Below are 19,574 nucleotides of genomic sequence, written 5' to 3'. Positions count from 1 at the left end.
GGGCGCTTGAGCAATCTGAGGGCTCAGCACCCGGCGCGCTTGCCCAACCCGAAACCGACAACTATCAACAAGCCAGACTCTCGTTATGAACGAGGGACGACCGGGGGGCAGGTCACAGCATCGACAGCGCCAGCACCTGTTTGTCGTCAAATACCTGCGGCAGGTCGGCATAGCGGACCTTCGCCAATGGTGGATACATCGTCAGTATGAGGCCAATCGCCATCGGCAAGTTGGTGGTGCCAACTTACATCGTCTCAAGCCCGACAGGCAGGCCGGGGAAGAAGCTGCCAAGGGCAACGCCAAGCGCCATGGCCGCGAAGATCCATAGGGTCAGATAGCGGTCAAGAACAGAAAGCCGTTTCATGTGAGGCTTTCGCAGGGTGATGATGCGCAGGTGGCGTTATGGATCATATCAGCCATCGTGGGCCCGCAAATCTCAGGCTGGCCTTGGCAGCAATCGCGCAAAAGCAAGCCGATCAGCCCGGAAAGCGCCGCGACCTGTATGAAATAGCGATAGATCTGCCATCCCGGCGCGACGCGATCAATCCGGCTTGTTCAAGGTGTGACAGGTGGAAGGACAGCTTTGGCGATGCAGCGCCGAGCTTCTCATCCAAAGCGCCAGCCGCCATCCCCTCCGGCCCCACAACCACCAGAAGGCGGATGATCTGCAACCGATGCTCTTGTGAAAGCGCTGCGAATGCGATGACTGCGCGACCTGCGACCAATCTATCAACCTCTCAAGACTTATTGAGATATTGATAGATTGGACAGGGATGCGTTGCGAGATGCAGAAGAGACAGACGGTTATTTTGACTGGTTGACGGCCAGTCTTCGGACCGAGATCCAGCTTCCTGCTGCCATCAGCCCTGCCGTCGCAAGGCACAAAGGCAAGCCGCCCACCTGAAAGCTGACGCCTGACAAAAGCGTGCCCAGCAACCGCCCGGCCGCGTTCGACATGTAGTAAAATCCGATATCTCGCGTCACCCGGTCGTCGTTTGTGAAGGCGAGGATCAGGTAGGAATGGACGGATGAATTCACGGCGAAGACATAGCCAAATAACAGCAGCCCTGCGACGATGGACAGGCTGAGCCAAGGCGCTGGAGCGCCCGCGAAATAGGCCAGCAGTGCGAGGGCGAAAGGAATTGGCACTAGCAGCCCCGCCCAACGGATGGCGGAAGCAACAATAGCACTTTCCGGCTCGCCTTTTGCGCGCAGAATCTGCGGCGAGGCGGCTTGGACTGCGCCGTAAGCGATGATCCAAAGTGCCAGAAATCCGCCGATCATGAAAAACGCCCAACGGCGACCCTCGGGTGTGCCGTCCGACAGCACCATCTGAAAATAGATCGGCACGCCCACCACGAACCAGACATCGCGCGCCCCGAACAGGAACATCCGGGCCAGTGAAAGCCTATTGATGCGCGGATCGGTGGAGCGCCAGCCGGTGAATTTGGCATCTTTGTCGCGTGCGGGCAGGCCTTCGGGCATGAACAGGGCGACCGCGATCAGGATGGCCATCAAGACACCCGCCATGCCCCAGACTGCCGCGTGAAAGCCAGCCACTGCCAGCAAGGCAGCACCAAGAAAGAACCCCAGTCCTTTGACTGCATTCTTCGATCCCGTCAGCGCCGCGACCCAGCGGAACAAAGTGCCATCTCCCTTGGGGGCCAGCACCTTGACGGCTGATTTCGACGACATCTTGGCCAGATCCTTGGCGATGCCGGACACGCCTTGAACCACCATCACAAATGTCACCGAAGCCGCTACCGACCAAGCCGGATCAAGTCCAGTCAGCGCGACCAGTGCGCCGATCTGAAGAAAAAGCCCGGCATAAAGCGTCGAGGTCAGACCGAACCGTGCGGCAATCCACCCGGCGGCAAGGTTGGTGATGATCCCCGCCAGTTCATAAAGCAGGAACAAATAGGCAAGCTGGATCGGGGTAAATCCAAGCGCGTTGAAATGCAGCAGAACCAGCATCCGGAGCGCACCGTCCGAGAGCATGAAAGCCCAATAGGCGGCGGTGACGGCGGCGTAGGCGCGCAAGGGCTTCGGCGCAGGTTGAGACGCGTCGCTCACATCGCGCCCGCCACCATGCGAGTTATGTCGGCCAGACGGCATGCATAGCCCCATTCGTTATCATACCAAGCGAAAACCTTCACCTGCGTGCCGTTGATCACCATTGTGGAGGCGGCGTCAATGATACTGGAGCGCGGATCGTTGGTGTAGTCGGAAGACACCAACTCGCGCACCTCGTATCCAAGGATACCCTTCAATGGCCCCTCGGCGGCGGCGGCGAACAGGGCGTTCACCTCCTCCACCGTCGTTGCCCGCTCCACTTCGAACACGCAATCGGTTAGGGAGGCATTCAGCAAGGGCACTCGCACGGCATGGCCGTTCAGGCGTCCCTTAAGTTCCGGGTAGATCAGCGTGATCGCCGTAGCCGACCCGGTTGTGGTCGGGATCAGGTTCAGCAGAGCCGACCTCGCCCGGCGCATATCCTTGGCGGGGCGGTCCACGATGGTCTGTGTGTTGGTGACATCATGGATCGTGGTGATGGAGCCGTGGCGGATGCCAATGCCTTCATGGATCATCTTCACGACGGGGGCGAGGCAGTTGGTGGTGCAGCTTGCCGCCGTGATGGTGTGATGCAGGGCTGCGTCATAGAGGTGGTGATTGACGCCGTAAACAAGGTTCAGCGCGCCGCCGTCTTTGACCGGGGCCGAAACCACCACCTTCTTCACTCCGGCAGAAAAGTAGGGTGCGATCTTCGCTTCCGTCTTGAACACCCCCGTCGCGTCAATCACCAGATCGACACCCATCGCGGCCAAGGGCAAATCCTCAATCCGCTTTGCGCTGGTCAAGGCGATGCGCTGCCCAGCGAGTGTCAGGCTGTCTGCGTCGTACGAAATCGCGCGCGGCCAACGGCCATGGACGGAATCGAACTCCATCAGCAAAGCATGCTGATCCGGCGTGCCCATGGGATCGTTGATCAGAACGATCTCGCCCCCTGCACCCGTGTCGATCAGGTCGCGCAGGGCGAGTTTGCCGATCCGGCCAAGGCCGTTAAGGGCGATGCGTGTCATACTGAAATCCTTCTGGGCGATCAGGTTTTGGCTTTGTCGCCCAGATGATCAACCTGGGCCTGCAACGCGACCCGGCTTAGCGTCTCGAATGGCAAAGCAGCGAAGGCGGTGATCCTGCGGCGCAGGTCCGCGTAGGCTTGGGCAAAGGCAAGTCCTTTTTCGGCGTCCGTGCCCTCCGCCTTGACCGGATCGGGAAGGCCCCAATGCCCCGTGATCGGCTGCCCGGGCCAAGGTGGGCATTCCTCATTCGCCGCCGTGTCGCAGACGGTGAACACAAAATCCATCACGGGCATACCCGGAGCCTCAAATTCCGAAATGTGCTTGGACCGCATACCCGACACGTCGTGGCCGTTGCGCTTCAGCACCTCCAACGCAAAGGGATTGAGCTGTGTCCCCGGCCGGGTGCCCGCCGAGAACGCCTGAAACTTGCCGCGGCCGATGTCGCGCAGCAGCGCTTCGGCAAAGATCGAGCGGGCGGAATTGCCAGAGCAGATAAAGAGAACGTCGAAATCGGTATCATTGATATCGGGCATGGCAGGTGCGTCCTTCCGATCATGGGATGAGGGATGTGAGAGGTGCGACATGAGGTCAGGCCGACTGCGGCCGACGTCATCCACGAAATACGCAGCAAGCGCGCCCGCAGCGGGCAGATTGACACAATAAAGGATGGTGCGCCCATCCCGGCAGGACCGGATCAATCCAGCATCCTCCAGCAGCCTCAGATTGGTCGACAGCGTATTTGGGCGCATGTCGAGGGCTGCGGCAATCTGCCCGGCGCGGACGCCGTGTGGGGCGTGACGCATCAGCAAGCGAAAGACCGAAAGTCGGCCGTCGTGGCCCAAGGCAGAGAAAGCGCGGATTGCGATATTCGTTTCCATGATTCTAGAATAGTCGAATCCAAAGCGACGCGCCAGTGAAGGTTATGTGACAGAGGCTGCTATGTTCCCGCGGGTGACCAAGCCGAAAGAATCTGATCGCCAAAGCGGCCGCAAAGCTGGTTTTGACGCGGCAGCGTCACGCGTAGTGCCCACCATCACAAAACCCACCAAATGGCTATTCTCGGCCAGCGTGAACGCGGATCGCAAAACAGCAGATCGAACGCGCCGCCCACTGTCCATTTTGGCGACAAAGCCTCGCGCCTCGGTGGCAAGCAGAACGTTCTGCAAGGCGGCACCAACGCTGATCCATTGCTTAGGCGGCGGGATATCCGGATGATCATCCTGAATAGTGGCGATCATCGCCAGCAGCACTGGGCTGGACAGAGCCCGCGCACCTGCCGCCTCGACTACCGCAACAGAGGCATTGGGATCGGCAGTGCGGGCGGCCTCCATGAAGAGGTCTGCCAGGTCATGGCGTTTGTTATACGGGATGTGGATCAACCGAAGGGGGGCCAACACAACCATGATCCGGCGCTGCCGCTTAGGCTGACGCGAGACTATGCAAATCTTCTTGCCCCGGTCCTTGTAGGCCACGATTGCGCGGGGCAGTGGACCTTCGGCCATGAATTGCGTCAATGATAGTTGGCGTGCCTGTCAAAAAGGATCAACCATCAGCAGGGTGCCACGGTTCACATACGGGAGGTCGGCGGGCAGGGCGGCGATACCCCGCGCCACCGCCAGCGCAGACAAGCTGGCCGATGCACCTTGCCCAAGCCTTTACAAGATCGGCCTGCCCATTGCATCACGACGGTCCCAAGTCACTGGAACGTATTCGCGTCGCCCAGGGGCACGGACATAGTCGGGTGCCTCTAGAGCAGCGGCCCGGCGCAGGGCAGGAAGGGCGATCTGTGTGAAGGTGATCGCTGTTGCGTATCGGCGCTGTTGGGCACTGCCACGCCCGCAAGCTTCGGCGTGTCGGCGACCATCGTCATCGGGACCGTCCCCATCAGCAGTGGTCGCTCCGCCGGATGATCCTGCACTATGCGTATCTCTGCAAAGCGGCCAGGGGCGTGGAGGCTCGCTTACAGCGACGCTGCCGTCCAGACCTGCCTGACGATGAAAGTCCCTTTTTGGCATGGCATTGCGACAGATGACTGAGTTCGTCGCAAGCCTTGTTTGCCTGATCGGTCTGGACTGGGAGGTGCCTGATTTCAACACGCCCAGCCGTCGCCAAGAGACCCCGCCGTAAACATCCCGTATCGAGGCGCGCAGGGTCTGCTGCATCTGCTGATTGACAGCACTGGGATCAAGGTCGAGGGGAGGGCGAGTGGAACGCCCGCAAGCATGGTTGCCCGATTAATAGCAAAGTCAGTTATGCACATTCTTTCTCATCCGAGCAATAAAAGCATCGACAATAAAAGTGAACTTGCTGGGGTCGCCATAAGCGCGCGCCATGACCATGGCGCCATAAACTGCGGTCTGAAAAAACTGCGATGAGGTCTTTGGCTCAAGCTCTAGCTCTATTGCACCCTGCTCAAGACCAAGCGTCATCACCCGCTCGATCCAGTTGCCGAGATCGTTGAAGTGGCCCTGTACCGAGATGCCTACCTTGGGGGGCAGCCCCGGCAATTCTGCGGCCAGAACGCCTACAAGGCAAAACGTGGTCGATTCTTCCTCGATGCAGCGTTTCCAATAATCCACGTAGGCGAGCAGCTGCCCGATTGCGTCTGGATTGCCGTCTTCGAGCGCCTCGAGTTGCGCACGAATGGTCGCGCGCTGCTGTTCGACAACGGCAACGACCAGATCAACTTTCGAGGGAAAGTGATGGTGGATACTTGCCTTTCGGATACCCAGCCGCTCGGACAGGTCGGCGTAGCTGAAGCCATTATACCCGCCATTGGTAATCAGCTTGCTGGCCTCTTCAATCAGCTTGCTAGCGGTTGCACTTTTGGTCATATATTATCTACCTTCTAGTAGATTAGATATACAAATCTCAGGCGTTTTCAAGAGCGTTTCAGGTGCCACCAGCCCCGCTCCATCCGCACGGTAAAGCTCCCTAATCAGTTGGAATTCAAACGCAGCGACGCGAGCGACGACCGTCTTATAAAGGAGTTACTCCCCGGTCCTTGGACAGATTTCCGGCTGATTTAAGCCATTGCCTGCCCCTGCGGATCGGTTTTGACTGCGTTGAAGGAGACCACGGCGGGCGGTTGAGCCGCCTCATTCGTTTCAGCATGATGGATGTCTTGCAGCTCGAAGGTGACGGCCGGTGCCATGCACTTCGGGAGCTTGTTCAGAACATTGGAGATCTTGTGGAACCAAACTGCTGGTGGCGGGTGCTGGGGAATAACTTCGTCGACGGCTTTCCAGAACCCCAAAGCATCATTGCCTACTGCCACCTCGGGGGCAATGGCCAGTTCACAGGACCTGATATCAATGAGGAATTCCCGCCAGATCTGCGCGCTTTCGCGGAACTCTATATGGAAGCCGAGCAACTCCTTTCTGCCATCTGGTGCCGCCCCGATGATCACCAAGACGCTCTCGGCCAGCGTTTGGTCCCCAGCTTCAAATCGCCAAACAGCTTGTCGATCAATACATTGAAGAATTCCGCGACCGTATCCCGGATGAAATCATGCCGCTGCTGACCCATGCTTTTCACATGGAAAAGCCGGGTGTGGTGAATTCTGACGCCGTCTACGGTCTGCAAAACCTCAAAATCGAGCATCCGATCTGGGAACAGGCGATGCGAGCAATCACTGACAGCCGCGTGTTGATCGGGTCAAAATCCTATGTCGTGATTGAACGGCGGGCCGATTATGGCGCGGCGTGGAAGCAGATCACCATCAATTTGGCGAAAGCCTGATGGGCATGCAAATCCCGTTTCACACCTCGCGCGGCACGGTTGATCTGGCGATGCTTTGTCCAGGTGATTTTGCCGGGTCGATGATCGCGGAGGCGCTTTCCACGATCAACCGTTTCACGGGCCACAGTCGTTTGCCGTGGTCTGTTGCCGCGCATTCGCTACTGGTGGAGGAGCTTTGCCCTACGAAGGCACTTAAGGGCTGGGCGTTGCTGCACGATGCGCATGAAGCCTTTCTTGGCGACATCACGACCCCAGCGTTGGAATTGATCTGCGCCTCGGGCAGCCCCGTCGCTGTCCAGAACGCGATCAACAACGCCAAGGGCCGCGTGGATCGGGCTATCGGGGCGGCGTGGTGCTGCGCACCGCAACTGATGAGCTTGGAAATGCGCCGTGCGGACTGGATCGCGCTGCAGGCCGAGCGGCTCTACTTTTTCAAGGAGCCTCTTCCGGCTGAACTGACGGACGACGAGCGCCACGACGCTTTGCACGGTGCCGCCCTGATCCAGAGCCTGCCGCATGGTTCTGATTGGCTGTGGGCGGCGCGGTCATGGCTGGGTCGCGCCGAACAACTTCAAATCGACGGGCTGCTGACGCTGCCCAGCGAGACTGCCCCGTCCAGCACTTCGCTGGCCGGTTAACCCCGAGGAGGAACCTATGGGCACTGTTAATAAAGGTGAAATCGTCCGTAAACTCGCGGCAAGTTATCCGACTGCATCTGCCGTTTTGGTCAAAGATTTGGTCGAAAGCCTGCTTGATACCATCACCAGTCATGCAGAAGCGGGCGACACCGTTGCTTTCATCGGTTTTGGCAAGTTTCAGGTGAAGGCGCGCCCGGCACGCACGGGCCGCAATCCGGCCACTGGCGTGCCGGTGGAGATCCCGGAAACCCGCAAGCTGACCTTCAAGCCATCCCCGAAAAAGGTGGCCTGAAATGCCCGCAGAAATCTCGGACGAATACGTGAGGCGGGTGCGCGAGCGGGCTGATGTGCCGCGCGTGCGCTCGAGCGAGGTCAGGAAAATCATTGAGGCGATGGTGGCGTTGAGCATCGAAACCAGCACCACGGTGGCAGTTTCCTGACATGCGAAACCCCGCCCGGATCAAACCGGGCGGCGGTCGGCACGGCGTGGTGGCCCTGTCCTGATGAGCAGCCCGGAGGTAGAGATGAGCTATATGTTGCGTGACCGCCCCGATGGGCAATTTGAGATCGTGCTTTCCCGCCCGATCCTCGTCGGCATTTTCCCCGAACGCGATGTAGCGTCGCGGGTGATGTTCTTCCTTCAGGAAGAAGAGATTGATCTGACCGAGGATTCGACCGCGTCGTTTGGTCAGGCATTGCGCGATGCAGCCGCAGCTGAGGCAGAGACGCAGGCTTTGCTTCTGGATGTGGTTGAAGTGAAAAGGCCCCCCCCTGAGGCATTCACCCGCTGTGGTGGCGAAGCCCAAGGTGCCTGCAGTCAGGCCAAAGACCGCGCCTCTGATGGTCGTCTCCGACCGCCTGACCGAAGCCCAGTTGGAAGAGGCTTTCGCGCATATCAGTGCGGGCGAAAAACTCAATCTGATCGCTCCGACCTTCGACCTGACCGTTGGGCAGCTGCGCTCGGTCTGGGCGCAACAATGTCGCAAGCTGCAGGAGCATTTGGCGGGCGGCGGCAAGGTGCCATGCGCGATGTGTAAAACACCGTTTGTGCCCTCCATTTCTCACCCTGATAGCTGCGCGCGGTGCAGCCGTGATTGATGGCATGTACACCCCAGATGAAATCAGTGCGTGCCAGGCCGCAATGTCTAAACCGGCACCCATTGAAGCATTGACGTTCTTGTCATCCGTCAGAATCGTCGCCCATGTGGGCGCAGTTGTCAACTGGCCCGGCATCCAGTCCCTCTTGTTCCTGATGCTGGAGCGCGCGGCCTCGCATGATGCCTTCCAGACCGAATACCAGAACAAACCGCTGAGTGAGGGCAACCCCTTCGGCAAGCTGATCTATTGGGTGCATCCGATGCGCGAATGGGTGCATTTCGGTGCTATCGACCCTTCGCTTGGCAAAAAGGGCCATGGCCGCGACCCGTCGGCCATCCTGATCGGTGGCATGGATCGGCTGACCGGCAAGATGGATGTGGTCGAAGCGTCGATCCGCAAACGCCTGCCGGATATCATCATTTCTGACACCATTAAAATGCAGCGCGATTATCGCTGCCTGCTTTGGTTCGTGGAATCGGTACAGCTCCAAGAGTTTCTGCGCACCACCCTGATGATCGAGGCGGCAAAGCAGGGCGTGGGCATCTCGGCAATCCCGATCATTCCGAACAGCGACAAGAACCTGCGCATCGAACGGCTGCAACCGCCGATCTCGGCCGGGCTGATCCGGCTGCATCCGACACAGCAAACCCTGATCGACCAGTTGCAGCAATGGCCGAATGCCGATCACGACGACGGGCCCGATGCGCTCGACATGTTGTGGCAGAATGCGCTGCTCTATTCGGGTGGTGCCACGGCGGGCGGCGGCGGGCATCTGATGACAGCCAATGACGCGCGCGCGATTCATACGGAGATTACAGGCTATGAGCCGCAAGAAAGACCCGCGCGCCGCCGCATTTGCCGAAGCTGCATCCCGCACGAATTTGCCGGTTGAAGCCCGCACCATGATCGCCAACGCGAGCAACGACATCACCATCCCGTTTTTCAACGGGGCTTTGCAGCATGCCGACGACACACTGATCAAGCGCGGCGGTGGCAAAGGTCTGAAGATCTATGATGAGGTGGCGCAAGACCCGCATGCCAGAGCGATGCTGCAAAAGCGCCGCTCCAGCCTGACCGCGCGGGAATGGGCCGTCACCGCAGCTTCCGATTCCGAACTGGATCAGCAGGCCGTCGAGGTGGTGCGCGAAATTTTGGCATCAATCCCGTTTGACCGAATTTGCGAAGACCTGTTGGATGCCACCCTGAAGGGCTTTGCGATCTCGGAAGTGGTCTGGGCGCGCAAAGGCAATCGGATCGTGCCCGCACAGGTCAAATCGCACGATCAGCGCCGCTTCGCCTTCGGACAGGATTGGCGACCGCGCCTGTTGACCTGGGCAAACATGCGCGACGGGATTGAGTTGCCAGAGCGCAAGTTCATCGTTCACCGTCATGGCGTCAAAGGTAACAATCCCTATGGCCTCGGGGTCGGTTGCGGCCTATTCCGGGCGCGAAGCGGCGTTTCAGGATGGGGATGTGTCCCCAAGTTTCGCAGCGACGGCCGTCCGGCTGACTTTCCTCGAACAGGTGGATTTCCTGCGGCAGAAACGCCCGACACCGAGCAAAGGATGGCTCGAAACCCTGCAAGGCAACCATGATCGATCCTTCGTCATCGCGGGTGCAACCGATGTGGCGATGCTTGAAGAGTTTCAGGATGCACTGGCGGGTCATGCCGCAAACGGTGGTAGGGTCGAAGATTTTGCCGCTGACTTTGACCGCCTTGTTGAAAAATATGGCTGGGATTATCGCGGCGAGCGCGATTGGCGCATCCGCACGATCTTTGAGACCAGTATGCGTACCAGCTTCATGGCCGGTCGCCTGAAGCAGATGCGCGACCCGGATGTGGTGAAGCTGCGGCCTTTCTGGCAGTATATTCACGCCGACAGCCGCATTCCGCTGACACCGCGCAAGCTGCACACCGATTGGAATGGCCTCGTTTTGCGCTGGGATGATCCGTGGTGGGATACCCATTTTCCGCCGAATGACTGGCTGTGCAGCTGTGGGGTCAAATCTCTGTCGCGCGGCGATCTGCGCCGTCGTGGCAAAGATGGCCCCGACGAAGCCCCGCGTGACGCCTTGATGCCGGTCATCGACCCGGCATTTAAACAGATGATCATGAAGCCAGCGGGAATTGGCTATGGTTGGGATTACATGCCCGGCGATCTTTGGGAGCGCGGCTTGGTGCCATCGGCGCTGATCGACGAGGCAGGTGGTGCCGCAGCTGGTCTGCGGCAGCTGGTTTCCATCGATACACCCGAGCCGATTGCCGATCTTGTTGCGCGCGCACGGCCAACCGCCGCTCAGATCTTGGCCCCGGATTTGCCGGTTGAAGACTATGTGACGGCCTTCCTTAAGCCCTTCGGCGCAGAGATTGGCCGGGCTGTGCTATTCACCGACGCAGCGGGCGTGCGGATGCCGATTTCGGATCAGATGCTGCGCACGCGCGATGGCGAATTCAAAGCCCTGAAGCGCGGGCGCGAAATCTATGCTGCGCTGATGGCCGAGACGATCCTCGATCCCGACGAAATCTGGATCGGCCTGATTGAAAAGGCCAACCCGGCGAACCGCGCTGCATCCGATATCTGGCTGGATCGGCGCTACATCCGGGCTTACCCGGATTTGGGCTTCATTGCCGAATTTCAGATCGGGCGGAAATGGTGGGAAGAAACAACGGTCTATCCCACCGCAGGGTCCACCAGTGAGCCGTTCAAAGGGCTTGATGTGCGCCGTGGCGGCAAGTTGATCTGGAAAAGAAAATGACGGCCCACGGTGATTTTGGCCGTCATGTCGGGGAGCTCCCAGGAGCATCACCACTCGCCGCGTTGCCGACACCAACAAACTAGCCCGAAACCAAAGGAATTTCAAGATGGCAGGCGTCACCTTCACGGTCGAGCTCAACACCCTAGCGGCGCGTGAACGGATCAGCGATCTGGTTGATCGGATGGAAAATCCGACGCCATTCTACAAAGCGGTCGGCGAACACCTGGTCAACTCGACCAAGTCGAACTTTGACCGTGAAGCAGCACCCGATGGCACACCTTGGCAGCCGTTGCGGCCATCGACCCTGCAGCGTCGGATCAAGCTCGGGCATTCCTCGTCCAAAATTCTCACCGTGTCAAAACGGCTCCAGGCATCGATCATCTATCAGGTTGAGAATGACGGCGTGAGAATCGGTTCTCCTGTCGAATATGCGGGCGTTCATCAGCTTGGCGCGGCGCAGGGTGCGTTTGGAGCCTTCATGGGCAAAGACAAGTTGGGCCGCGATCATTTTCACCATCTGCCTTGGGGAAACATCCCGGCCCGGCCGTATATCGGCGTCTCAGCGGCTGACGAGGTGGAGATCCTTGAACTGGCAGATGCATGGCTTGGTGAGGAGTAAATCGGGGCCGCGATATGCGCGCCACAGGGCGCGGGTGGCGATGCTTGCACGGCAATCCCCCGCGCGCTGGACAATACCCCCGTTAACCCCCCGTTAGAAACGCGCTGTGCCCATGTTCGGGCTTGACCGACCGCCTGCGTCTGTCATCCTACCGCCAAAGCCGCAAAAACAAACATTCTGCCCGGACTTCGTGTCCGGGCGTTTTGCTTCGCGCGACCCTGCATGGTTGGTCCAGTAACCGCTGGATGGACCGATGCCCCCCAAACCCCTGACTGCCCGTATTGAGGTTTTTCGCCCCGGCACCTTCACGCCGATGCAGGGCTCTGCCCTGACCTATTCCGCCGCCGATCTGCGCGCGGTCGCTGATGCCTATGACTTTGAAAATGCGCCTGTGCCGGTTGTCGTAGGTCATCCGACCACCGATGCGCCTGCCTATGGGTGGGTGCAGTCGTTTGAATTCGATGTGGCAAAGGATCGGCTGTTCGCGAATGTCGGCGAGATCGACCCGGCGTTTTCTGATGCTGTGAAGGCTGGCCGCTACAAAAAGGTCAGCATGTCGTTCTTTCCGCCGACCGCCGCCGCAAACCCGGTGCCCGGCACTTGGTATCCCAAGCACGTCGGATTTTTCGGTGGTGCCGCTCCGGCCGTCGCTGGTCGGAAGAATGTCGCATTCGCGCAATCGGCTGATGTCGTCACCTTCGGCGAGCGCGGGTTTGAGGAAACAGCTAGCTTGTTCCGGGCTATCCGCGAATTCCTGATTGAAAAATTCGGCATGGAAGACGCTGATAAGGCGCTGCCCGGTTATCGCATCGAATGGTTGGGCGACATGGAATTCACCGGCCAAGACGGCCGCGTCGGCTTCACCGCACCCGTCGTCATCCCCCCAAACCTCAGGAGCCTGCTGTGACCCAGCCCGATCCCGCCTTCGCCGCGCGCGAGGCTGACATTTCGACCCGTGAAGCCAATCTGGCCGCACGCGAGGCGGAAATCGCCCAATCTGAAAACGCCATCTTCGCCGAAAGCCTCGTGACCGATGGTCGTTTGCTCCCCCTGCTGAAAGACAAGTTGATCGCCGTGCTGAACGTGCTGCCCGGTCATGCCGCTGTCAGCTTTGCCGAGGGTGGCGACAAGCTGACTGCTGGTGCGGCTTTATGCCAAATCCTGTCGGAACAGCCAAAGATCGTGAGCTTCGGCGAAGTCGATTTGTCCAATGCGCCCCCGCAAGTCGGTGAAGCTGCGTTTTCGGCGGACGGTCAGGCCGTCGATAGCGCCGGGCTCGAGCTGCATGCCAAGGCCGTCCGCTTCCAAGCCGAGCATCCCGGCACCGAATATCTCGCCGCCGTGCGCGCCGTTTCCTGACCCGCAACCCCCGAGGAACCCATGCAGTTTTATCAAGAAGTCCTGACGGTCACCGTCATCTCCACTGGCCTTTTCAACGCCTATGACCTGATCGGCTTTGATGGCGCAAAAGTCACCGCCGATGACGCGCTTGTCATGGGCATGGCCAAGAGCCCCAGCACCGAAATCGGTCAGCCCATCGGTATCATCGCCTTGGGCCCCGTCCGCGTGAAAGCTGTAGGCGCGATCACTCTCGGCGCGCGTGTCATGGCGTGGTGCAGAGCGTTGAGGTTGTGGTGAAGCGCCCGACAGGGACTTTTGCATATGTTCGCTTAGTGCTAACGCCAAAGAATTCCACGGGCACTTCTGCACATCAATCCGTCTGGCATTTGCTCAATCTGAGGGCTGCAAATGAGGCCGAGCGCAACGCTTGGAACGTGCCTGCCATGCAAGCGACAATCACGACGCAAGGCACAACGATTTCCGGTAACACGGGAAGCATCGCCACCTTGACCACCAATTTAAGCGCCACCAACACGACGGCTGTAAATGCGGCTTCTGCTGCGGCTGCGGCGGTCACACTGGCGGGCAGCAAGGGTAACCGTCCAGTGTGCCTGCGGTCTTTTTATCTTTCATGGTGGCTTTCGTCGAAAGCCTGCACGGCTTTCCGGCTTCTACTTCGATGTAGTCACCAGACGGCCCCATATACCCCATGATGTTCCCGCCGTTGTCGCGAACCCAACCGGGACGCGGTACTGTGGGTATGTGGCGCTTGACCCTCATCACCGTAAATAGATTCAACAGTGCATCTCTGTCGGTTTTGCTGCGCACATAAATCTTCATACCCGCGTTGGCGAGATCTTCTAGGATGCCCGCGCCCGTCGATGAGATCAGGTCCCGCATAAATATCGTCTTTTCGATTTGCGCGCCGTTTTCGTTCTTGAAAGCGATGATCCGCCCTGCGTCGGAATCTCCGGCAAGATTGGAAGCACGCCCGACAACGTTGAACGCCTGACAAAGTTTAACGCGGGTGTCTGCGACTGTGTCGCCATCGTCATCCGTAGCAGGCTTTCCGATCTTCCAGATCGTGCCGTATTCCATCTCATAGCCAAATGGCATCCAGCTATCGACAGGTTCAAACCGTGACTCGTCGGTTTCCATGCCGCGCGCATAGGCTTCCTCATTGGCAAGGTCTTCATTGCTCAGAGGTTCCAGATAGGCTTCATCGATCAATAGTGCCGGGTCAAACCATTCATCCGCTATGGCCTTCATCACATAGTCGAGTCGGTCGCGTGTTGCATTGCAATCCGTCGTTGCGTCTTGCCCCCGCCATCACACAGCCAACTCGAACGAACTGACTCGCAGCCGTGCTTCTGCGGCTTTATCGAACCGATAGGTAAACTTGGCCAAAAAGGCGCAAGCCTCTTCCAGCCGATAGGCCCAGATGATCTGATCACCATGGGACAGTTTGCGCGAACGCAACTCGCCATCATTCACCACAGCGAGGAATCCGGCGTACACACCACGGCCTACGCGTAGAGCTTCCTCCACATTTTTCTTCGTGACGTACATTTAGTTCTCCTTCATTTATTTTTTCGCTTGAAGCGCAGTGAGTTTACCTTTATACAGTGGGTCGGGGCCCTGTTGCTTGCAGGGCTTGCTAGGTGTGAGCTAAACCTAACCGCTTCTGGCGGCTGAGTCAACTTCCGTGACACATCGGCGCAACTTGGGCAATTTTACCTGACATTGTCACCCAAACCGGGGATCGTGTAAGCCAAACCTGACATTCAACCCATTGAAAACAAAAGGGATTTACCTGCTGAAAACACCTGCTAAGACTGGCTCCACGTTCACAACATGGGAGATAGAACGATGGATGACAGAATGTTTGAAGCTCAGTCCCGCCTGATCAAAGCGGCGTCGGATTTTGCGGAACTAACCACGCTTAACGACAGCGACACCACCGAACTTGCTTGGTTGGTTAAGTTTGACGATGTATCTGCAGCATTGGAAAGCGTATCCGCCATCCGGCGCGGCGATCACTGACGCCCCTTATATAGTGACGCCCGCGCGGAATCTGACGTACACGCGGGCGTCATCACCACGGCCTAGAGATGCCGCAGCATGGGCATAGCGATCTGTGACCGCCGCAGTCTTACTCTCTACCCGCCCGCCGTTGCAGGTTCCAAGTCCTAATTTGTTCGGGGCTGGTGCCTGTGGCAGGCTGCAACGCCTTCAACACAGCATAGTACTCGTTGTCAGTCAGCCGGATGGCAGCGCCACCGATCATGCACAACCTTGATCCGTCCGCATGTTTCACCGTGATAAACGCAGACGCGTTCTTGCCGGAAATTTTGATCTCGGCAACGATTGCGGCGAGTTTGAACGGCAGATTTGCCATTGTCGGATTCACCATTTGCCGTTCTCCCTTTTCCACGCGGCAACAAATCCAGCCTTGAGTCCGATTGCTTGAAGTGTCCCCGCGCATTGGGCCAAGAAATTTGCATGATCGCGGGCACGGATTGCCCCGCCGAAAATCGACGTGCGTAAGCTTTGCGAGTCCTCCGGCCCGAACACGGAATCGGGGTCAATAGCTTCGGTTGCGACTTTGGCACACAAGGCGTGCATCCGAATGTGATCTAACATGATCATGGCATATCCCCCAGCCCCAGCGGGCGGGCTAGTGTCGGTTTGGTGGCGTAGATCAGGTCAATATAATCGTTGCTCGAAATTTGTTGCCCGGTTGGCACAAAGATTCGGAAGGGCTTATCCATACGCGGCGTGGTGTCGATTTCGGCTTTGGATTCACCACGCTTTTTGCGCGCTGCTGGAGGCACCGGGGCGAAAAGTTGGCATGGGTCCGCCACACCAGAGGCGCGAATTTGGCAGACAATGAACTGAAGTTCGCCTTCGGTCATTTCAAAATTCCCCATGCCCGCGCCTTGCTGATGCGTTCTGCAGGGCTGGCAATCGTCAAAAGCTGTTGCACCTTTTGTTCATGCGACAGCCCCGAGTCGTCATAGGTCGCGCCGCTGGAAGCCACATTCAAACGACGGGCTTCGCTGATCTTGTCGGCGCGATTGGTTTTTGTGCGGTTCGGCATGGCGTTTATGGCTTCCAAGGCTTCCTTGCGCGCTGCTAAATTTCCCGAGTTGATTTCACGGATTTTGATCACCTCTTGCAGGGCTGGCAAGGCTTCCACTTGCTTTGAATATTGCTCTTTATCGAGGGGCGAATTAGAAAGAGTCATCAATCGCGCTTCGCCAATCTTTCGAACCGTGGACTCGTCAACGGATATGCCGAATCTGTTCGCAATGTCTTTCTGAATTATTTTGCATACTGCGGTCCATTTGGTTTGCAGGGTCTTGCTGTTGGATACCAGCATTTCGAACTGAGCTGTATCATTCTCAAACATTTTAACGTCCTTTATTTTGTGCGTAGTTCTGCATCAGAACCGTTTGCACGTCATTGTAATCCGCGCGACGATCTTCAACGCCTGTCGCGGCGATGGCTTCAACCATGCGGCTGATATCTTCGATTTTTACGCGTGTGACATTGCGTAAAATTACGCACATTTTATCAACGTCGTTTAGGATGGATTCAATCTCAAATTCTGATCCTGCGGCCATGCGGTGCACGACATTGCAGGCGCGCGGATTGGCGATGACCAGTCGACGCGCGGCTGTGGTGTAGGCCTTATTCATTCCACAGCCCTCGCTACCATTTGCGCGACCTCAAGCCGGGTAAGGTCGGTAGACTCGCGAAACGCTGCACACAATTTGTCGTACGATTGCATAGCCATGGAAACCTCAGCCGCAGAGTTGCCACAGGCCTGATACAGAGCATAGCTGGCCTCAGGCGAACCGATCACGAGTCGGCGTAGGGTGTCGATAGGCGCGGTCATGCTGCCACCGCCTTGACGCTATCCAAGCCCGAATTCACCAGAGCAAACGCGGGGCTGAAATGGTGCCACAGCGGCAACTCTGAACTATCTCCGGTTAGCAAAAATAGTGAGATAGGGCCGTTCAAAAGTATCTTCAAGCGTAGGGACTCAGTGTAAGTCATATACGTCCGCGAACCATCCGAAAGCGCCAAGCTATTGAAGAACGTATTGCGGACCGACTTAGCGCGGGCATCCATCCGTACATCACGGCGGATGTATGAATCAAAGGATTCCGCCACACGCAGGGATTCAACGCCTGTGTACAATTCGTCATCATCTTCGGCAGCATATGTCAGGCGATCAATATAGGATGCCGCGTGGCGATGTAGCTTCCAGATTGTCTCGGTCAGATAATAGTGTGGGTGCCGATCATAACGAATTATCGGGGTGTCAGTCATGGCGTTTGTTACCGTGGTGTGTGAGACGTTCGTGATCTCCATCACATCGCGTTGTGAAATTAAAAGTGGCATGGGTTTCTTTCGTATTAAGCTTTTCGTTGATCCCTTATAACAGAATTTCTTGTGTTTAGTCAAATTTACCACACATAACGGTGCGCAATCTGTATTTTACGATTTCAAATAGACTTTTGGAATTTCGGTAATGCTTCCGCGCTGCGCGGGCATTACAATTCAACGTCCGGCGAGGTGTCAATTCCACAGCGTGAAATCCCCCATCCGTCACCCGCGAGGTGTCAGATTGTTGTGTCGAGGTGGTTGCTGGTGTGTGTGTGGTTGTGCGTGGCAGCGTGTCGCGGCTGTGATGTAGACGCCCGCCGATTGCCTCCCGGCGCGTAGAATAGCCCCGTGTGGGGAGTCGTGCATCAACGTATCAGACCGATTCAGGTGACTTCCTAGTGCCGCACGCGTCACCTGTGGGTCCAATAGTGTGTCCAATAAGCTGATTCGAAATAGTTGATTTGTGATCAATATCAATGGCTTGGGTGTTGGCGGAAGCGGTGGGATTCGAACCCACGGTAGGGTTCCCCCTACGCTCAGTTAGCAACCGAGTGCTTTCGGCCTCTCAGCCACGCTTCCGACGTTGGATATTTAGCGAGGCTGCGGGGCGGGAGCAAGAGGGAAAGCGGGGCTGGATGCGGTTTTGGTGGGGCGGGGCGGCCAGATGGGGCGGTTGGTTTTGTCGACCCTGCATACCAATGCGGCGGCGGCGGCGGTGGCGCGGTTGGTGGATCTGGGGGTGCCGGAGTTTTTGTTGCGGGATGTGTTGCGGGGGGTGTTGGGGCAGGAATTGCTGGTGACGCCCTGCGGGACCTGTGGCGGGGCGGGGTGCGCGGGTTGTGGCGGCACCGGGGTGGGAGAGCGGCGGCTGCGGGCGGAACTGCTGGACGGGTGAGGGGCGGTTCCGAGTCGGGACCGTTTTTTATGTGTTTGGAGTCAGGGGATTAGGGTGGGGCGTTAAGGGTTTGTTAGGATAAAAAAGGTGCACCCCGCCATAATTCATACGCAAGAATTACAGAGGGGCGGCAACTGCTCATTAGGTCATCATAATATTCTATTTTTTAAAGATAAAAAATCCATCGACATTCGAGGGGATTTTTACACTTTTTGAAACAATATTTACACCACCTTTTGCATCTAGAGCATCGCGCAAATTTTTGTATTTGCAGTCAAATACTGTGATATTTACATTCGCGTAAAGTGTTTCTTTTCTTTCTAAGTCACGAACGTAGACATAGCTATCGTCCACAAGATAAGGATTGACTATGCTGGCCTGTGTTACTTCATATCCAATACGGCTTTTCGCTGTCAAAATATACGGCGGCTTCTTATAATTAGAAGGCGCACGAAATTTTCGTGGATCTGTAGAATCAAGATCCGGCAAGGCTGAATCATCTGTCTGAGAGAATACTTGGTAACGTGAAGTTCGTTCTCTCAGTTCTATAGCAGTACTCCATTCAAGATCGGAGCCAGCGCAGATGGGGAAATCAGCAGTGTTCGACAGTGTTACCAAAAACTGGATACCGCCGCTCGACAAATGCTTTAGATCTCCAATCTCTATCTTGAGCTTATTATTTAGATCGTCTTCACTTCTAGTTCTGACAGCCATACTTCCTTCTGCAGGTGCCTTGCTGCATCCAAGTTGCAATGCAAGTATTACTAACAAAACCATTGTCGAATTTTTCTGAAATTTTAGCATCCATCGAACCCCGCTGCGCATGTAAATCCGTCAGTTAAGCGAATTCCAATACCGTTTGCCGCATCGACTCCCTCCCATTTATACGCATAAGGCTTATCCCCTTTGATCCGGCGGCACATGATGTAGTGCGACGCGGCTTGCCAACTTAAAATGTTCTGGTATTGTTCTACCCATGCCAGCCAGATGGAAAAATGACAAACCTATGT

The 19,574-nt window shown here is 57.2% G+C and carries 29 protein-coding genes, 1 tRNA gene, 1 other RNA gene and 3 pseudogenes; 16 read left to right on the top strand and 18 right to left on the bottom strand.

Going from position 1 to position 19,574, the window contains the following annotated elements; genetic code table 11:
- Positions 1 to 115 precede the first annotated feature (115 nt).
- The 6 genes and pseudogenes from ACP7AP_RS22635 to ACP7AP_RS22610 all read right to left on the bottom strand — a co-directional run.
- Positions 116 to 364: pseudogene (locus tag ACP7AP_RS22635) on the bottom strand (arsenic resistance protein); the annotation flags it as partial.
- A 112-nt stretch (positions 365 to 476) separates the two neighbouring features.
- Complete coding sequence (locus ACP7AP_RS22630; protein WP_426037958.1) at positions 477 to 644, bottom strand: ArsR/SmtB family transcription factor; 168 nt, start codon at positions 642 to 644, stop codon at positions 477 to 479.
- A 160-nt stretch (positions 645 to 804) separates the two neighbouring features.
- A complete protein-coding gene (gene arsJ / locus ACP7AP_RS22625) occupies positions 805 to 2,073 on the bottom strand; it encodes an organoarsenical effux MFS transporter ArsJ (protein ID WP_426037952.1) in 1,269 nt (422 codons plus the stop codon).
- Positions 2,070 to 3,080: an ArsJ-associated glyceraldehyde-3-phosphate dehydrogenase gene (locus tag ACP7AP_RS22620; protein ID WP_426037950.1), complete on the bottom strand. Its 1,011-nt coding sequence runs from the start codon at positions 3,078 to 3,080 to the stop codon at positions 2,070 to 2,072. Before ACP7AP_RS22620 ends, arsJ begins: the two co-directional genes overlap by 4 nt.
- Positions 3,081 to 3,100: 20 nt before the next feature.
- Complete coding sequence (locus ACP7AP_RS22615; protein WP_426037948.1) at positions 3,101 to 3,958, bottom strand: helix-turn-helix domain-containing protein; 858 nt, start codon at positions 3,956 to 3,958, stop codon at positions 3,101 to 3,103.
- 42 nt (positions 3,959 to 4,000) lie between these two features.
- Entirely contained in the window at positions 4,001 to 4,582 is a 582-nt protein-coding gene (locus tag ACP7AP_RS22610) for a nitroreductase family protein (protein ID WP_426037946.1), read from the bottom strand.
- 459 nt (positions 4,583 to 5,041) lie between these two features.
- On the opposite strand from ACP7AP_RS22610, the pseudogene ACP7AP_RS22605 reads away from it, so the two are divergent.
- Positions 5,042 to 5,307: pseudogene (locus tag ACP7AP_RS22605) on the top strand (transposase); the annotation flags it as partial.
- Between the two features lie 19 nt (positions 5,308 to 5,326).
- Here ACP7AP_RS22605 and ACP7AP_RS22600 read toward each other — a convergent pair.
- Together ACP7AP_RS22600 and ACP7AP_RS22595 are read right to left on the bottom strand one after the other, a co-directional pair.
- Positions 5,327 to 5,914: a TetR/AcrR family transcriptional regulator gene (locus ACP7AP_RS22600; RefSeq protein WP_426037944.1), complete on the bottom strand. Its 588-nt coding sequence runs from the start codon at positions 5,912 to 5,914 to the stop codon at positions 5,327 to 5,329.
- Positions 5,915 to 6,105: 191 nt separating this feature from the next.
- The gene (locus tag ACP7AP_RS22595) at positions 6,106 to 6,507 is read right to left on the bottom strand and encodes a transposase (protein WP_426037956.1); all 402 of its coding nucleotides are present in this window, start codon (positions 6,505 to 6,507) and stop codon (positions 6,106 to 6,108) included.
- 11 nt (positions 6,508 to 6,518) lie between these two features.
- On the opposite strand from ACP7AP_RS22595, the pseudogene ACP7AP_RS22590 reads away from it, so the two are divergent.
- The 13 genes and pseudogenes from ACP7AP_RS22590 to ACP7AP_RS22530 all read left to right on the top strand — a co-directional run.
- Positions 6,519 to 6,821: pseudogene (locus ACP7AP_RS22590) on the top strand (DUF3164 family protein); the annotation flags it as partial.
- Positions 6,821 to 7,459: a hypothetical protein gene (locus ACP7AP_RS22585; RefSeq protein ID WP_426037942.1), complete on the top strand. Its 639-nt coding sequence runs from the start codon at positions 6,821 to 6,823 to the stop codon at positions 7,457 to 7,459. The pseudogene ACP7AP_RS22590 and the gene ACP7AP_RS22585, both read left to right, overlap by 1 nt.
- 16 nt (positions 7,460 to 7,475) lie before the next feature.
- A complete protein-coding gene (locus ACP7AP_RS22580; protein ID WP_426037940.1) occupies positions 7,476 to 7,751 on the top strand; it encodes an HU family DNA-binding protein in 276 nt (91 codons plus the stop codon).
- A gap of 1 nt (position 7,752) precedes the next feature.
- On the top strand, positions 7,753 to 7,899 hold the full coding sequence (locus ACP7AP_RS22575; protein WP_426037938.1) for a hypothetical protein: 147 nt from the start codon (positions 7,753 to 7,755) through the stop codon (positions 7,897 to 7,899).
- A gap of 1 nt (position 7,900) precedes the next feature.
- Positions 7,901 to 7,976, top strand: an RNA gene (locus tag ACP7AP_RS22570) — hammerhead ribozyme type II.
- Between the two features lie 7 nt (positions 7,977 to 7,983).
- On the top strand, positions 7,984 to 8,496 hold the full coding sequence (locus ACP7AP_RS22565; protein WP_426037936.1) for a hypothetical protein: 513 nt from the start codon (positions 7,984 to 7,986) through the stop codon (positions 8,494 to 8,496).
- Positions 8,497 to 8,636: 140 nt separating this feature from the next.
- On the top strand, positions 8,637 to 9,449 hold the full coding sequence (gene terL / locus ACP7AP_RS22560; RefSeq protein WP_426037934.1) for a phage terminase large subunit: 813 nt from the start codon (positions 8,637 to 8,639) through the stop codon (positions 9,447 to 9,449).
- On the top strand, positions 9,379 to 10,152 hold the full coding sequence (locus ACP7AP_RS22555) for a phage portal protein family protein (protein WP_426037932.1): 774 nt from the start codon (positions 9,379 to 9,381) through the stop codon (positions 10,150 to 10,152). The genes terL and ACP7AP_RS22555 overlap by 71 nt, the downstream gene beginning before the upstream one ends.
- Positions 10,153 to 10,189: 37 nt before the next feature.
- Positions 10,190 to 11,314, top strand: coding sequence for a PBECR2 nuclease fold domain-containing protein (locus ACP7AP_RS22550; RefSeq protein WP_426037954.1), 1,125 nt, complete (start codon positions 10,190 to 10,192; stop codon positions 11,312 to 11,314).
- A 106-nt stretch (positions 11,315 to 11,420) separates the two neighbouring features.
- A complete protein-coding gene (locus ACP7AP_RS22545; RefSeq protein ID WP_426037930.1) occupies positions 11,421 to 11,933 on the top strand; it encodes a phage virion morphogenesis protein in 513 nt (170 codons plus the stop codon).
- Between the two features lie 253 nt (positions 11,934 to 12,186).
- A complete protein-coding gene (locus tag ACP7AP_RS22540; RefSeq protein WP_426037928.1) occupies positions 12,187 to 12,840 on the top strand; it encodes a hypothetical protein in 654 nt (217 codons plus the stop codon).
- Positions 12,837 to 13,292: a hypothetical protein gene (locus ACP7AP_RS22535; RefSeq protein WP_426037926.1), complete on the top strand. Its 456-nt coding sequence runs from the start codon at positions 12,837 to 12,839 to the stop codon at positions 13,290 to 13,292. Before ACP7AP_RS22540 ends, ACP7AP_RS22535 begins: the two co-directional genes overlap by 4 nt.
- Before the next feature lie 21 nt (positions 13,293 to 13,313).
- Positions 13,314 to 13,571 carry a hypothetical protein gene (locus ACP7AP_RS22530; RefSeq protein ID WP_426037924.1) on the top strand — a complete coding sequence of 86 codons (258 nt, stop codon included), beginning with the start codon at positions 13,314 to 13,316 and terminating at the stop codon, positions 13,569 to 13,571.
- A gap of 276 nt (positions 13,572 to 13,847) precedes the next feature.
- On the opposite strand, the gene ACP7AP_RS22525 is transcribed toward ACP7AP_RS22530, so the two are convergent.
- Complete coding sequence (locus ACP7AP_RS22525; protein WP_426037922.1) at positions 13,848 to 14,543, bottom strand: DUF927 domain-containing protein; 696 nt, start codon at positions 14,541 to 14,543, stop codon at positions 13,848 to 13,850.
- Positions 14,544 to 14,603: 60 nt separating this feature from the next.
- Complete coding sequence (locus ACP7AP_RS22520; RefSeq protein ID WP_426037920.1) at positions 14,604 to 14,843, bottom strand: hypothetical protein; 240 nt, start codon at positions 14,841 to 14,843, stop codon at positions 14,604 to 14,606.
- A gap of 312 nt (positions 14,844 to 15,155) precedes the next feature.
- Between ACP7AP_RS22520 and ACP7AP_RS22515 the strand changes: the two genes are divergently transcribed.
- Entirely contained in the window at positions 15,156 to 15,317 is a 162-nt protein-coding gene (locus ACP7AP_RS22515; protein ID WP_426037918.1) for a hypothetical protein, read from the top strand.
- Positions 15,318 to 15,426: 109 nt separating this feature from the next.
- On the opposite strand, the gene ACP7AP_RS22510 is transcribed toward ACP7AP_RS22515, so the two are convergent.
- From ACP7AP_RS22510 to ACP7AP_RS22480, 7 genes are all read right to left on the bottom strand, one after another.
- Positions 15,427 to 15,687 carry a hypothetical protein gene (locus ACP7AP_RS22510; protein WP_426037916.1) on the bottom strand — a complete coding sequence of 87 codons (261 nt, stop codon included), beginning with the start codon at positions 15,685 to 15,687 and terminating at the stop codon, positions 15,427 to 15,429.
- On the bottom strand, positions 15,681 to 15,923 hold the full coding sequence (locus tag ACP7AP_RS22505; protein WP_426037914.1) for a hypothetical protein: 243 nt from the start codon (positions 15,921 to 15,923) through the stop codon (positions 15,681 to 15,683). The genes ACP7AP_RS22510 and ACP7AP_RS22505 overlap by 7 nt, the downstream gene beginning before the upstream one ends.
- Positions 15,920 to 16,204 (bottom strand): hypothetical protein, encoded by a 285-nt coding sequence (locus tag ACP7AP_RS22500; RefSeq protein WP_426037912.1) that lies wholly within the window; start codon positions 16,202 to 16,204, stop codon positions 15,920 to 15,922. The genes ACP7AP_RS22505 and ACP7AP_RS22500 overlap by 4 nt, the downstream gene beginning before the upstream one ends.
- The gene (locus ACP7AP_RS22495) at positions 16,186 to 16,686 is read right to left on the bottom strand and encodes a hypothetical protein (protein WP_426037911.1); all 501 of its coding nucleotides are present in this window, start codon (positions 16,684 to 16,686) and stop codon (positions 16,186 to 16,188) included. The genes ACP7AP_RS22500 and ACP7AP_RS22495 overlap by 19 nt, the downstream gene beginning before the upstream one ends.
- 1 nt (position 16,687) lies before the next feature.
- Positions 16,688 to 16,975 carry a hypothetical protein gene (locus ACP7AP_RS22490; RefSeq protein ID WP_426037909.1) on the bottom strand — a complete coding sequence of 96 codons (288 nt, stop codon included), beginning with the start codon at positions 16,973 to 16,975 and terminating at the stop codon, positions 16,688 to 16,690.
- A 196-nt stretch (positions 16,976 to 17,171) separates the two neighbouring features.
- Positions 17,172 to 17,684 carry a hypothetical protein gene (locus ACP7AP_RS22485; protein ID WP_426037907.1) on the bottom strand — a complete coding sequence of 171 codons (513 nt, stop codon included), beginning with the start codon at positions 17,682 to 17,684 and terminating at the stop codon, positions 17,172 to 17,174.
- Between the two features lie 474 nt (positions 17,685 to 18,158).
- A tRNA-Ser gene (locus tag ACP7AP_RS22480) sits at positions 18,159 to 18,248 on the bottom strand.
- A gap of 85 nt (positions 18,249 to 18,333) precedes the next feature.
- Between ACP7AP_RS22480 and ACP7AP_RS22475 the strand changes: the two genes are divergently transcribed.
- Positions 18,334 to 18,564, top strand: coding sequence for an ATPase, T2SS/T4P/T4SS family (locus tag ACP7AP_RS22475; RefSeq protein WP_426037905.1), 231 nt, complete (start codon positions 18,334 to 18,336; stop codon positions 18,562 to 18,564).
- Between the two features lie 159 nt (positions 18,565 to 18,723).
- Here ACP7AP_RS22475 and ACP7AP_RS22470 read toward each other — a convergent pair whose 3' ends face one another.
- Positions 18,724 to 19,368: a hypothetical protein gene (locus ACP7AP_RS22470; RefSeq protein ID WP_426037903.1), complete on the bottom strand. Its 645-nt coding sequence runs from the start codon at positions 19,366 to 19,368 to the stop codon at positions 18,724 to 18,726.
- Positions 19,369 to 19,574: the final 206 nt, after the last annotated feature.

Origin of the sequence: Cypionkella sp. TWP1-2-1b2 (genome assembly GCF_049896245.1) — a bacterium.
Classification (GTDB): domain Bacteria; phylum Pseudomonadota; class Alphaproteobacteria; order Rhodobacterales; family Rhodobacteraceae; genus Cypionkella.
The sequence above is the reverse complement of the archived record's forward strand: the minus strand, read 5'-3'. Positions and strand labels throughout refer to the sequence as shown.

Bases quoted from the DNA above. Each gene is read 5' to 3' on its own strand.
- ACP7AP_RS22620 (WP_426037950.1), bottom strand. From the start codon at position 3,080: ATGACACGCATCGCCCTTAACGGCCTTGGCCGGATCGGCAAACTCGCC.
- ACP7AP_RS22615 (WP_426037948.1), bottom strand. From the start codon at position 3,958: ATGGAAACGAATATCGCAATCCGCGCTTTCTCTGCCTTGGGCCACGAC.
- ACP7AP_RS22610 (WP_426037946.1), bottom strand. From the start codon at position 4,582: ATGGCCGAAGGTCCACTGCCCCGCGCAATCGTGGCCTACAAGGACCGG.
- ACP7AP_RS22600 (WP_426037944.1), bottom strand. From the start codon at position 5,914: ATGACCAAAAGTGCAACCGCTAGCAAGCTGATTGAAGAGGCCAGCAAG.
- ACP7AP_RS22585 (WP_426037942.1), top strand. From the start codon at position 6,821: ATGGGCATGCAAATCCCGTTTCACACCTCGCGCGGCACGGTTGATCTG.
- ACP7AP_RS22580 (WP_426037940.1), top strand. From the start codon at position 7,476: ATGGGCACTGTTAATAAAGGTGAAATCGTCCGTAAACTCGCGGCAAGT.
- ACP7AP_RS22575 (WP_426037938.1), top strand. From the start codon at position 7,753: ATGCCCGCAGAAATCTCGGACGAATACGTGAGGCGGGTGCGCGAGCGG.
- ACP7AP_RS22565 (WP_426037936.1), top strand. From the start codon at position 7,984: ATGAGCTATATGTTGCGTGACCGCCCCGATGGGCAATTTGAGATCGTG.
- ACP7AP_RS22555 (WP_426037932.1), top strand. From the start codon at position 9,379: ATGAGCCGCAAGAAAGACCCGCGCGCCGCCGCATTTGCCGAAGCTGCA.
- ACP7AP_RS22550 (WP_426037954.1), top strand. From the start codon at position 10,190: ATGCTTGAAGAGTTTCAGGATGCACTGGCGGGTCATGCCGCAAACGGT.
- ACP7AP_RS22545 (WP_426037930.1), top strand. From the start codon at position 11,421: ATGGCAGGCGTCACCTTCACGGTCGAGCTCAACACCCTAGCGGCGCGT.
- ACP7AP_RS22540 (WP_426037928.1), top strand. From the start codon at position 12,187: ATGCCCCCCAAACCCCTGACTGCCCGTATTGAGGTTTTTCGCCCCGGC.
- ACP7AP_RS22530 (WP_426037924.1), top strand. From the start codon at position 13,314: ATGCAGTTTTATCAAGAAGTCCTGACGGTCACCGTCATCTCCACTGGC.
- ACP7AP_RS22525 (WP_426037922.1), bottom strand. From the start codon at position 14,543: ATGAAGGCCATAGCGGATGAATGGTTTGACCCGGCACTATTGATCGAT.
- ACP7AP_RS22520 (WP_426037920.1), bottom strand. From the start codon at position 14,843: ATGTACGTCACGAAGAAAAATGTGGAGGAAGCTCTACGCGTAGGCCGT.
- ACP7AP_RS22515 (WP_426037918.1), top strand. From the start codon at position 15,156: ATGTTTGAAGCTCAGTCCCGCCTGATCAAAGCGGCGTCGGATTTTGCG.
- ACP7AP_RS22510 (WP_426037916.1), bottom strand. From the start codon at position 15,687: ATGGTGAATCCGACAATGGCAAATCTGCCGTTCAAACTCGCCGCAATC.
- ACP7AP_RS22505 (WP_426037914.1), bottom strand. From the start codon at position 15,923: ATGATCATGTTAGATCACATTCGGATGCACGCCTTGTGTGCCAAAGTC.
- ACP7AP_RS22500 (WP_426037912.1), bottom strand. From the start codon at position 16,204: ATGGGGAATTTTGAAATGACCGAAGGCGAACTTCAGTTCATTGTCTGC.
- ACP7AP_RS22495 (WP_426037911.1), bottom strand. From the start codon at position 16,686: ATGTTTGAGAATGATACAGCTCAGTTCGAAATGCTGGTATCCAACAGC.
- ACP7AP_RS22490 (WP_426037909.1), bottom strand. From the start codon at position 16,975: ATGAATAAGGCCTACACCACAGCCGCGCGTCGACTGGTCATCGCCAAT.
- ACP7AP_RS22485 (WP_426037907.1), bottom strand. From the start codon at position 17,684: ATGCCACTTTTAATTTCACAACGCGATGTGATGGAGATCACGAACGTC.
- ACP7AP_RS22475 (WP_426037905.1), top strand. From the start codon at position 18,334: ATGGGGCGGTTGGTTTTGTCGACCCTGCATACCAATGCGGCGGCGGCG.
- ACP7AP_RS22470 (WP_426037903.1), bottom strand. From the start codon at position 19,368: ATGCTAAAATTTCAGAAAAATTCGACAATGGTTTTGTTAGTAATACTT.